Annotated in this window: 9 protein-coding genes; 1 reads left to right on the forward strand and 8 read right to left on the reverse strand. The window is 72.7% G+C overall.

Going from position 1 to position 11,152, the window contains the following annotated elements:
- Window positions 1-12: 12 nt before the first annotated feature.
- From EPY72_RS03815 to EPY72_RS03850, 8 genes are all read right to left on the reverse strand, one after another.
- Complete coding sequence (locus EPY72_RS03815; RefSeq protein WP_135805616.1) at window positions 13-1,665, reverse strand: DUF7519 family protein; 1,653 nt, start codon at window positions 1,663-1,665, stop codon at window positions 13-15.
- Window positions 1,662-3,080, reverse strand: a complete 1,419-nt coding sequence (locus EPY72_RS03820; RefSeq protein ID WP_135805617.1) for a DUF58 domain-containing protein — start codon at window positions 3,078-3,080, stop codon at window positions 1,662-1,664. The genes EPY72_RS03815 and EPY72_RS03820 overlap by 4 nt, the downstream gene beginning before the upstream one ends.
- Window positions 3,077-3,715 (reverse strand): DUF7269 family protein, encoded by a 639-nt coding sequence (locus EPY72_RS03825; protein ID WP_135805618.1) that lies wholly within the window; start codon window positions 3,713-3,715, stop codon window positions 3,077-3,079. Before EPY72_RS03825 ends, EPY72_RS03820 begins: the two co-directional genes overlap by 4 nt.
- Window positions 3,715-6,807 carry a transglutaminaseTgpA domain-containing protein gene (locus EPY72_RS03830; protein WP_135805619.1) on the reverse strand — a complete coding sequence of 1,031 codons (3,093 nt, stop codon included), beginning with the start codon at window positions 6,805-6,807 and terminating at the stop codon, window positions 3,715-3,717. The genes EPY72_RS03825 and EPY72_RS03830 overlap by 1 nt, the downstream gene beginning before the upstream one ends.
- A gap of 186 nt (window positions 6,808-6,993) precedes the next feature.
- Entirely contained in the window at window positions 6,994-7,749 is a 756-nt protein-coding gene (locus tag EPY72_RS03835; RefSeq protein WP_135805620.1) for a DNA-directed RNA polymerase subunit epsilon, read from the reverse strand.
- Window positions 7,750-7,900: 151 nt separating this feature from the next.
- Window positions 7,901-8,854 (reverse strand): alpha/beta hydrolase, encoded by a 954-nt coding sequence (locus tag EPY72_RS03840; protein WP_135805621.1) that lies wholly within the window; start codon window positions 8,852-8,854, stop codon window positions 7,901-7,903.
- A gap of 107 nt (window positions 8,855-8,961) precedes the next feature.
- Window positions 8,962-9,528, reverse strand: a complete 567-nt coding sequence (locus tag EPY72_RS03845; protein ID WP_135805644.1) for a HalX domain-containing protein — start codon at window positions 9,526-9,528, stop codon at window positions 8,962-8,964.
- A 124-nt stretch (window positions 9,529-9,652) separates the two neighbouring features.
- On the reverse strand, window positions 9,653-10,735 hold the full coding sequence (locus tag EPY72_RS03850; RefSeq protein WP_134670323.1) for a DUF7504 family protein: 1,083 nt from the start codon (window positions 10,733-10,735) through the stop codon (window positions 9,653-9,655).
- 277 nt (window positions 10,736-11,012) lie between these two features.
- Between EPY72_RS03850 and EPY72_RS03855 the strand changes: the two genes are divergently transcribed.
- Window positions 11,013-11,152 (forward strand): sugar phosphate nucleotidyltransferase (locus tag EPY72_RS03855; RefSeq protein ID WP_168215994.1); only part of this gene is annotated, 140 nt, incomplete at its 3' end.

Below are 11,152 nucleotides of genomic sequence, written 5' to 3' on the forward strand. Positions count from 1 at the left end.
CCGGCGGCCGGCTCACCGGAGCGCCGCCACCAGCAGGACGATCGCGCCGACCGCGCCGACGAGCGCGACGGTCACGCCGCCGACCGCCGTCGGCGCCGCCGACGGGATCGCGTCCGCCACGCCGTCGGCGGCCGCGAGCGCGAGCCCCCCGACCGCGACCGTTCCGACCGCGTGCAACAGTTCGGCGCGGCGGGTGTCGGCTCGCCGACCGACCTCGGCGCCGAGCGTCGTCGCGAACTCCCCCGCGTCCCAGACGACGAGCGCGAGCGCGAGCCCCGCGAGCACCGTCCAGAGGGGCACGTCAAGCGTCCCCGCGAACGCCGCCGCGACGAACAGCCCGCCGGCCGCGAGCGACGGCCCGGCGATCGCGTCGGCGACGAGCCCGATCGCGAAGCAAAACCAGAGGGCGAACACGCCGAGCGCCGCCAGAAACGCCACCAGCGCGGCGAGCCCGACGACGACGGTCTCGGCGCCGTAGAAGTCGACGACTCCCCCAGAGAGCCGGCGGAACTGGTCGGCGAGCGCCGCGTCGAGCCGCCCGGCGACGAACGCGACCAGTCCGTCGACGACCCGTTCGCCGGCGACCCACGACGCGGCGGCGATCGCGACGCCCGCGGCGTACGGCGCGTAGCCGACGAGCAGGTCGGCGGTCGGCGTGCGGGCCGACCCTCTCACGAGCCCGAGCGCGACCGCGACCGCGAGCGCGCCGACGGTCAGCCCGACGAGGGCGCGGCGAAGCCCGGTGTCGGTGGTCACGTCGACGAGCGGATCGAAGGCGGCGGGCGGGAGCGCCGCGCGGAGGGCGTCGGTCGGGACCGCGACGCCGACGAGGAGTGCGATCGGGAGCGCGGCCAGCGCCGCGGTCGCGACCCAGACCGCCGCGCGGTCGAGGGCGTCCGCGACGGCCGCCACTTCGAGGTCGCCGACCGTCGCCCCGCCCGCGAGTTCGCGGGTCGGGAGCGCCCGGAGCGCCCGGTAGGTCGCGAACGCCGCGGCCGCGACCACCGCGGCGAACGACCCGATCTCCGGGTCGGACGCGGCGGGGGCGAACAGCCAGCCCGACGCCCCGGTCGCGACCCGGTCGACGATCCGGTCGACCGCCACCAGATCGTACTCCGTCGCGAGGGCGGTGGCCGCGAGCCCGACGGCGACCGCAACCGGGACGACGGCGGTCCGGACCACCAGCCCCCAGCACCGCCCCAGCGTCTCGCCGGTGGCGACCCGCCGGACCGACGCGGCCGCGCCGAAGACCGCGAGCGTACAGCCACAGAGCACCGCCGCGATCCCGAGGAGCCGGAGGCTCTGGCCCGCCACCCGGGTCGGGTTCGGTGCGGGGAACACCGCCGCGAACTCGACGAGCAGTTCGTAGCCGATCCCGGCCGCGACAGCGCCGACCGCGGGCACGACGAGGAGGCTCGCCGCCAGCGTCCCGGAGACCCGCCACGAGTCGAGGTCCAACAGCCAGAGCGCGGCCGCGAGCCCGACCGCGCCCGCCCCGGCGACCGGCACGCCGGCGCCGACCCCCGCGAGCCGGCTCAGGAGCGCGACGCCACAGACGGTGCCGAGTCCGGCGATCGCGGTGCTCGTTCGGGTCGGGGCCCAGTTTCGCTCCGGGACGGTGTCGGTCGGGCTGTCGGGCGCACGATCGGGAGTAGCGTCTGTCATGAGTGTGCGAGGAGCGTCCGTAGCGATCGTTCGAGCGCGACGTCGAGCGGGTCGGCGACGTCCCAGTCGACCGTCGACGCGCCGGTCGCCCGGAGGTCCCAGAGCCGTAGCGTCCGTCTGGCGGCCGCGACCGTCCGGCCCGGCGAGTCGTCGCCGGTCACGTCGGGGCTGAGGACCGCCAGTTCGTGACCCCGGACCGCAAGCGACTCCGCGAGCGACTCGGGCCAGCCGTCGAGCGCCGGCGAGACCAGCACGACCTGCGAGTCCGCCGGCAGTCGGGCCAACAGCCGGCGGATCACGGGGTCGGTCCGACCGCCGTCCGGGGCCGCCGCGCCGGGGGCGTCGGCCGCATCGTCCGGGCGCTCGGCCGTCGGCTCCCGGGGCCCGGCGGCCGGCGCGGCCAGCGAGCCGTCGGACTCGTCGGTCGGGACCGATCCGGGGTCGTCGCGCTCGGCCGCGCGCCCGACCGCCGCGAAGACCCGCCGGGCGCTCCCGACCCCGTCGTCGGTGCCGACCCACGGGAGGCCGTCGGGCGGGAGCGCGCCCTCGTAGTCGCCGTCCCGGAGCCCGACCGCGGTGACGGTCGTCGCCACGCCCGCCGCGGTGAGCGCGTCGTACAGGCGTTCGGCCGCGTACGCCGACAGCTCGGCGCCGTTCGGGTAGCCGGCCCGGGCGGTCGCCCGCGCGACGGGACGGGCGTCCACGACGACCACGGTCCGAGCCGCCCGCTCCTCGCGGAACCGGACCGTCGTGAGGTCGCCGGTCTTGCCGAACCGCCGCCAGTCGATCCGGCTCAGCGAGTCGCCCGGCCGGTACTCCCGGGTGGAGTGAAACTCGATTCCCTCCCCGCCCGAGTCGGTCGTGTGGGTGCCGACCCGGCGGGGCGACGGGCTCGCGAACGGCGGCTCGGACACTCCGAGCGAGCACGAGAGGGTGTCGGCGCCCGACGCCTCGACCGCGACGGTCGCCCGGTCGGTCCCGCTCAGCGTCCGGACCCGGACCGCGGGGTCGCCGAACGCGTGGTCCCCGCGGGTGGCGACGACCGAGTACGTCGCCGTCGCGGTCTCGCCCGGCCGGAGCGCGAGCGCGGCGCGCGGCGACCCCTCGACCACCCGTAGCTCGTCGGGGACCGCGTCGACGAGCCGGAGGTCCGCGAGCGCCGACTCGCCCTCGTTGCGGACGGTGAGTTTCACCTCGACGGTCGCGCCCGGTGGCGGCTCTGCGGGCGAGAACGACCGCTCGACGCTCGGCGCGGGCGCGTCCGACAGCGCCGAGAGCGCGCCGTACGCGACGTAGCTCAGCGGGACGACCGAGGCCGCCAACAGCCGCGGTTCGGCGTACAGCAGGCCGATCGCGGTCAGCAGGAGCGTCCCGGCGAGGCCGCCCCGCCACCGCGGGACGCGCTCGCGGGTCACGTCGCCTCACCTCCGTCTCCGGTCGATCCGGCGTCGAAGGGGTCCTCGAGCGCCGCGACCGTGCGCTCGATGCGGCGCCGGCGCTCGGCCTCGGGGTCGAGCCACTTTCGGAGCCGGGCCCCGAGCGGGAACGCCGGCCCGTCCTCGGTGGCGAGAAATGCCGCGGCGGTCTGGTCGGCGGTCCACGCGCCGGTCTCGACCGCCCGGGTCGCCGCCTCGGGCGAGCAGTCAGCCCGGCGGGCGTGAGCCGCCTCCGCGGTCTCTGCGAGGGTCGCCCGGACCGACGCCAGCGCCGCCGGGTCGCCCGCGACCGCGTCGGCGACGCGCTCGTCGAGGGTCCGACCGGTCCGGGCGCGATCGGCGGCGGTGACGCGCTCGGGCGGGTCGCCGACCCCTTCGAGCGGCGCCGACGGCCCGACGGGAACCGGCGGGCGAGCCGACCCCGACCGGGCGCTCCACGCGGCGTAGAGCCCGACGACCGCGCCGAGCGCGAGCAGGAGTCGCCGAGGGTCGCGAGATTCGAGGCGGGCGGCGACCGCGGCCACCTGCTCGGCCGTGATGTCGGGCGCGAAGACGACGACCGCGGTGGCCGCGGTCAGGAGCGCGCCGAGGCCCCCGAGCAGACGCCGGCCCATCAGTCCTCACCCCCCGCGCCGTCGGCGTCGGCGTCGTCTTCGGGCCGGGTCGCCGCCTCGATGGCCGCCAGCGCGTCCTCGACGCGGGCGAGTCGGTCGGCCGGCGAGCGCGCGCCGTACTCGACGTCCCGGAACGCGTCTCTGAGCGTCGCCACCGCGTCGGCCGGGAGGTCGTCGACCCGGACGGCGTGGACCGCGAGCTCGCCGGGGGTCATCGCGGCCGGCCGGCGCACCGAGACGGCGCCGAGGAACTCGCGCCACGCCTCCCGGAGCGTCCGATAGGAGTCCTCGTCGGTGGTTTCGGCGTCGTTGGCGGCCGGGGTGCCGACGCGGTCCTCGACCGACCGGCGAACCCGCGACCGCATCGCTTCGATCCGCTCGCCCAGCCACGCCCGGAGCCGCGCGAGCAGTTCGCGGACGGTCGTCTCGCGGGCCACGAGCTCCCGGAGCGCGGCCGCGACCGACGCGATCGCTTCTTCGAGGAACGCCGCGATCCCGAACAGCGCGGCGACCGCGAGCCGCGGCAAGGCGGTCGTCGCGGCGAGCACGACGCCCGCGACGCGTCGGGGCGTCACGCCCCGTCGAGCCGCGAACAAGGCCAGCCCGCCGACCGCGAGCGCGACCCCGAGCAGGACGCCCGCGAGGTTCGCGAACAGCCCCGAGACGGTCTCCCGGGCGGTCTGGCCGTCGGCCGAGACGACGACGTCGGCGCTCGACGCGAACGGGAGCCGGGCGGTCACGGTGCCGTCGACGCCGGTTGTCAGGTCGGCGCCGCCGACCGCCACCGACGCGTTCGCCACCGGCTCGCCGTCGTAGTTCGCCGACACCTCGACGCCGGTGGCCGGCAGGGCGACCGGAAGCGACGGCTCGGCGGTGACGTTCAGCGCCGGGAGTTCGACGGTCGTCTCGCCCGACACCGGGCCGCGCGAGGCCGCGACCGTGACGGGACCGGGCGAGTCGGGGAGTCGGATCTCTGCCCGACCCCGGCGGTCGGTCTCGGCGACTCGCTCGCCGCCGACCCGCACGTCGGCGTTCCGGAGCGGGACGTCGTCGACCGTCGCGGTCACGACCACCTCGCCGCCGGTGACGATCTCGCCGGATACGGTCAGCGTGGCGTTGGTCTCGAGCGCGTACGATCGAGAACCGTTGGTCTCGTTGGCGACCGAGAGCGCGCCGGGCGGCGTCGAGACCGAGGCGGGGCGGTCGAACGCCAGCGACCCCACCGCGGCGGTCCGGGAGACCTCGCGTACCGTCACGGTGAGGTTCCGGGCGTAGGGGACCTCGCCGGACACTCGTCCCGCGTCGTCGGTCGTCCCGACCGGCTCGCCGTTGAACAGGACCTCCACGCCCGACGCCGGCGATCCGTCGCGAGCGACGGTCGCGGTCACGGTCGCGCCCGGCACCGGCGTGCGGTTGAGCGAAACGTCGTAGCCGGCGGCGGCCGTCTCGTCGGCCCCGTCGGTCTCGTCGATCTCTTCGGAGTTGTCGGTCTCGTCGGTCTTTTCGGAGCTGTCGGTCTCGTCGGTCCCGTCAGTGTCGTCGGTGTCCTCGGCGTCGTCGGTCGTTTCGCCCGGTTCGCTCGATCCGTCGCCGGTCGTCTCGGTCGCTTCTCCGCCGGTCGTCTCGTCCGATCCGCTCTCTTCCCCGCCGGACTCGCCCGACTGCGTCCCGCCGGCGTCGTCCGCCGTCGCGCCCGAGCCGTCGGGCGTGCCGGTCGACGCCCCCGGGTCGGTCGCGGTCCCGGGTTCGCCGTCGGCCGTCCCGTCCGACCCGCCCTCGGTCGCCGGGCCCGCCGTCGAGCCACCGGCGGTGGCGTCGGCCGTCGCGCCGGTGGCGGTGCCGACACCGTCCCCGCCCGTCTGGCCCGCCCCGGGCGTCACGGTGCCCTCCGCGGAGAACGTCTCGTTCGGGCTCCCCTCCTCGACGGGGTCGTAGTCGGTCTCGCCGGTCCGGTTTTCGAGCGCGGCCTGTTCGGCCCGGAGTCGGTCGCTCCCCGGCGTGGGGTCGAACCGGACCCACCCGACCTCCGGGAAGTACACCTCGACCCACGCGTGGGCGTTCATCCCCCGGACTTCGTAGGTGTTTGGCCCGACCTGCTGGCCGGTCGAGTAGCCGACGACGTACCGGGCGGGGACGCCCTGGGACCGGAGCATCGCTGTCATCGAGGTCGCGAAGTACTCGCAGTAGCCTTGCTCCATCTCGAAGACGAACTCGGCGGCCGCGTCCTCGCCGGGGCGGCTGGCGTTCAGCGAGTAGCTCTTGTTCGCTTCGAGCCACGATTCGATCCGGGTCGCGGTCCCGTACGGCGAGTCGGCGTCGGCGGTCAGGTTCGCGGTGAACGGGGCGAGCCGGCGCTCGGTGTCCTCGGGCAGGGCGGTGTACCGCGACTCGATCTCGTCGGGGTACTCGCGGCCCGCGGTGCGGAGCAACGTCGGGTCCTGCGGAGGTCGGTGGCTCACGCCCGTGTAGGTCGTGCCCGCCGGCAGGGCCGTCTCGCTGGCGAACGCACGGCGGTCGGTGACGAGCGGCGAGTCGACGCCCGAGATCGATTCGGGACGCCAGACGCTCGGGAGCGCGGTCGCCGACTGATTGAGTCGGACCCGGTACTCGACGCGCTCGCCGGCGATTCCCTCGCCGCCGAGCGGCCCGGTGTACGGTCGGGGCTCGCCGGATCGCTCCCAGCCAGCACCGGTGTAGGTGTCGTACGCGCCGGTCCGCCAGTAGCTCTTCGCGCTGGCTCGGACGGTGAAGTGGACCGCGGCGTTCTGCGATCGGAAGGCGCTGGCGCCGTCGCTCGCCAGCGGCCCGCCCACGTCGGTTCGCTCGCCGGGATTGAGCGCGCCGAGGCTCCCGCCCCCGGAGAGCGCGCCGGCGCCGCCACCGCTACCGGCGGGCGCGGCGTCGTACGGGTCGGCGTTCGGTTGCGGGACGGTCGAGCCCAGCGGCGAGTCGCCCAGCCCCGACGAGGAGACCGCTGGCACGACTATCGCGGCGAGCGCGACGGCCGCGACACAGCACACGACCAACAGCGTCCGGAGGCGGTCGCGCGACTGCTCGTCGTCGGGCACCAGCGAGGGCGACGTGTCGGTCATGTCGGGTGCGGACCCGGCCCCGGGTCGATCGCGTCGGGGCCGAGAGGTACGGGTGCAAACTCCGAGGACACACGTAAAAAGATTGGTGAATGTGGGAGTCGTTGCCGAGTCGATCGCTCGCGTCCGGCGGTCGTTTAAGTGCTTTTGGCGATAAGGAGAATATACGAGCGGAAGCCGATCCGGGTTCTACTGGTCTCGCGTCTCCTCGAAGCCGCCGCTCCGCCCGTCGCCGGACCCTCGGGTTTCGAGGCTCGGGAGGTTCGGGTCGCGGTAGGGGTTGTGGCCGTGGACCGCCTCGTCGAGCCCCCGCTCGTCGATCTGGTCTCTCAGGACCCGTCGGAGCCGGTTCAGGCTCGTGATGTCGATGCCGTGTTTTTCGGCGAGGTCGGCGAACGCCGGATCGTCGGTGATCGAGTCGAACTGATCGTAGAGGGCTTCGAGGCGCTCGGGCGGGAGGCTCCCGATCCACTCGGCGTCGTGGAGCCCGAGGTACCGCTCGCGCTCGGTGTCGACGACGTGGCGGATCGTGACGAGCGCGACCTTCGGGATCGCCCGCTGGCTCCCGAACGCGGTGAGATCGAGGTCGGCCATCACGCCGATGACCCGGTCGCGTTGCCACGGCGTCAGCGACAGGTCGTTGCAGAGGGCGTGGGTGATCCGGAGCTTGTCGAGGCGGTGCATCCGCTCGCTGTGGCCGGCCATCGCGGCGTGGCGCTCCTCGTGGAGTCGGCGGACGCTGTCGGAGAGGTCCGCGTCGGGCGAGCGCGCACGGCCGATCTGGGTCGCGGCCGGCGTCACCGGCCCCCACTGACGGACGATGCCGTCGCGCTGGAGGTCCGCGCGCGCGACCGCGCCGTCGCCGGCACGCCGGCTGAAGCGGCGCTCGTCCGCGGGGTCGTGTTGCCACGTCGGAAGCGCCGCGTCGGAGTCGCTCTCGGTCATCACCCACCTCTAGCGGCGCGACGCGGTTTAAATATACGGCTCGTCGAACCGTCGAACGCCGTGGCTCGGCGGGCGATTGCTTCGGGAGAACGGCGATCCGTTTCGCCTCGTATCTACACCTTATCGCCAGAACCACTTAAACGAACCGCGATCAGCGAGTCGATTCGGACTCGTCGAACGCCGCACGGAGGTGGTCGGCGATCTCGGCGATGGCCTCGCGGGCGCGGTCGATCTCCTCGGTCATGGTCGCGAAGCCGTGGATCATGTCGTCGTAGTTGACGTGGCGGACGTCGACGCCGTCGGCCGCCAACTGGTCGGCGTAGTTCGCGCCGCCGTCCCGGAGCGGGTCGAAGCCCGCGGTGAGGACCGTCGCCGGCGGGACCCCCGAGAGGTCACAGGCGTTCGACGGGTCGGCGTAGGGGTTGCGCTCGTGAACGTCGCTTTCGAAGTAGCACTCACGGAACCACTCTAGATCCCCCCGCTCTAAGACCCGACCGCCGTGTTTCTCGACCGACTCCTGACCGTCCTCGACGCCGACGCCGGGGTACAGAAGCGCCTGATAGTCGATATCGGGGCCCGCCTTCTCGGCCGCCATCAGGGACGCGACGGCCGCCAGCGCGCCGCCCGCGCTGTCGCCCGCGACCGCCAGCCGACCGTCGCCCGCGAGCGCGTCGGTGTTGTCGGCCGCCCACTTCGTCGCGGCGTAGGCGTCCTCGACCGCCGCCGGGAACGGGTGCTCGGGCGCGAGCCGGTAGTCGACCGCCATCACCACGCAGTCGCTCTCGCGGGTCAGATGGCGACACAGTAGATCGTGGCTCGCCAGATCGCCGATGACGTACCCGCCGCCGTGGAAGTAGACCACCGTCGGGAACGGCCCCTCGCCGGTGGGCCGGTAGAGTCGGACCGGGAGGTCGCCGTCGGGCCCCGGGATCGTCCGATCGACGGTCCGGCCGACCGACGGGGGGTTCCGGTTCTGAACCCAGTTCGTGAGCCGCATCAGGAGGCGCAAGCGGCCGAGCCCGACCTCTCGGATCGGGGCGAGGCCGAGCCGCTCGCGCCGGTCGAGCATCGCCCGCGCCTGCGGGTGGATCTCGTCGGCTTCCATACCGGCTCTGCGGGCCGTTCTGTCAAAAAGTCGGCGATCGGTGAACCGACCCGAGATCCGACCGCGCGGCGTTCGAGCCCGTCACGTCCCGGCGTCAGCGAGACGAGTCAGCCCTCGGGGTCGTAGAACTCCGCCCGGAGGTCGTCGTCGTCGAGTTCGGTCGCCGTCTCCGAGAGGCGGGTGCGAAGTTCGGCGATCTCCTCGGTGAGTTCGACGTACTCGTCGTTGGCTTCGAGTTCTTCGGGGGCCTTCTTGGCTTCGATCGCGGCCTTCTTGTTCGCCAGCGACAGGAACCGCCGCATCTGAGCGTCGTAGGTGGTGCGCCGCACCAGCGTCTCGACGGTCTCGAGGAGCTCTTCGGCGTTCGACACCGGCTTTTCGAGGTACGCGTCGAAGCCGAGTTCGAGGATGTCGAAGTCGGGTTCGACCGCCGAGACCAGCGCGACCCGGCAGGTGAGCCCCCGATCGTGGATCTCGTCGAGCACGTCCTCGCCCGAGATGTCGGGCATCCGCCGGTCGAGGAGCACGACGTCGACCTCGGCGTCGAGCTTGTCGAGCGCCTCGGAACCGCTGTAGGCGGTCCGGACCGCGTACTCCTCTTCGAGCCACTGTGCGTACGCGTCGGTGATCGGCCGCTCGTCGTCGGCTATCAGGACTGTCGCTTGCTGGGGCATGGAACCGGTCTCGTTCTGACTCCCTGTTGATTCACTCATACTCTGTGATCGTAACCTCTCTGGCCGCTCGGTTTCGCGACGCGGCCGATCGACCGCATCCGCGCGTGACTGACACCGAACATGATCAGCTCGACTCCGTCTCGAACGGCGATTTGGCGGTCTCGGGCTCGTAACCGCTCAGGAAGACGAGGTTCCCTCGACCGACCTGGACCCGAGTGATGAGGCCTTTGTCCTCCATCTTCGAGAGCTTTCGGCTGACGGTGGATTTCGACCAGTCGGTCTCCTCGGTCACGTCGGTCTGTTTCATCCGACCGCCGTAACTGGTGAGTAGCTCGCGGATGCGGTCCTCGTCGGTGAGCATCGCGTCGTTCGGCACGTCGTCGACCGCGTTTCCGGCGGGCGAGTCGGAGGGGCTCGCCGGGCCGTCGGTGGTCGGTCGTTGCGTCGAGTTCTCGCCGTTCGACGCGGCGGCGTCTCCGCCCGAGAACAGCGACGACAGCGAGTCCCGGATGGCATCGAACACGCCGCCGTCGGTGTCGTCGATCTCGACGTCCGTGTCGTGGTTCTGGGTGTGGTCGCTGGTCGCGGTCCGGTCGCCGTACGTCTCGGTCACCGACCACTCCTCGCCGTCCGGGGACACCTCCACGACCGCGTCGAACAGCGTTTCGAGCGTGTTGATCGTCTTTTCGTCGTGAACGTCCGGATCCATGTGGTAGACCCCGATGGCGTCGACGGCCCCGACCCGGTGGGTCAGGATGTGGAGATACCGGAACGCGGTGTCGAAGTCCACGTACTCGAGCAGGACGGTCAGCGTCTGGACCGACACCACCGTCTGGTTGCCGTTGTCCTGCCACCGGGTCAGCTGCTCGCTCAGCGGCGCGATGATGTCCATCGGCTGGTTCGGGTCGACCCGGCCGACCGACACGCGCTCGGGAAGCGAGTCTTCCCCGTCGGGCCGCGTCTCGACCGTGTTGGCGTGGATGAACGCGAGTTCCGCGGGAAGCATCCCGACGTGTTCGCGCCAGTTTGCCACCCACGTCTCGGGCGGCGGCGTGTAGGTCACGGCGGCGACGTTGGTCCGCGCGGGCGGTTCTACGGCCGCGAGCAGTTCGAGACAGGCTCGGTTGCCTGTCGGCGTTAACGGAGCCAGCAGGAGCACGTTCGAGGACTGTTCGAGCTGTCTCCTGTCGGATGTGTTTATATTCATTCGTTGTAGGTCGTGTCCTCGTTCGTTCGGGGGGGGAGATGTCGCAGACAGTTCGCCAAGTATCTGCCCTAACGCTATCGAACGTATTAATCTATCCTTCCCGTACTTGAGTCCGGTACGTTCCATTGAACGATACCGGCGTTCTCCGACCCGCCGTCGCGGGTGACGGGTCGAGAACGCGGTGGCGGTACTGAATCCAACCACGCCGAAGAATAAAAGAACACGGGGAGCCACGAGACCCCCACACTCAAACCGGACGAGCACCAATTCGAGCCCGATGAACGCAGTCATCCTCGCGGCGGGTGAAGGCACGCGGATCCGCCCGCTGTCGGCGTCGCTCCCGAAACCGATGTTGCCGGTCGCCGACCGGCCGCTGGCCGCCCACGCCGCGGCCGCCGCCGTCCGGGCCGGCGCCGA

Origin of the sequence: Halorussus marinus (assembly GCF_004765795.1) — an archaeon.
Taxonomy (GTDB): Archaea; Halobacteriota; Halobacteria; order Halobacteriales; family Haladaptataceae; genus Halorussus; species Halorussus marinus.

Coding starts and splice junctions, on each gene's coding strand:
- EPY72_RS03815 (WP_135805616.1), bottom strand. CDS start 1,665: ATGACAGACGCTACTCCCGATCGTGCGCCCGACAGCCCGACCGACACC.
- EPY72_RS03825 (WP_135805618.1), bottom strand. CDS start 3,715: ATGGGCCGGCGTCTGCTCGGGGGCCTCGGCGCGCTCCTGACCGCGGCC.
- EPY72_RS03830 (WP_135805619.1), bottom strand. CDS start 6,807: ATGACCGACACGTCGCCCTCGCTGGTGCCCGACGACGAGCAGTCGCGC.
- EPY72_RS03835 (WP_135805620.1), bottom strand. CDS start 7,749: ATGACCGAGAGCGACTCCGACGCGGCGCTTCCGACGTGGCAACACGAC.
- EPY72_RS03840 (WP_135805621.1), bottom strand. CDS start 8,854: ATGGAAGCCGACGAGATCCACCCGCAGGCGCGGGCGATGCTCGACCGG.
- EPY72_RS03845 (WP_135805644.1), bottom strand. CDS start 9,528: ATGCCCCAGCAAGCGACAGTCCTGATAGCCGACGACGAGCGGCCGATC.
- EPY72_RS03850 (WP_134670323.1), bottom strand. CDS start 10,735: ATGAATATAAACACATCCGACAGGAGACAGCTCGAACAGTCCTCGAAC.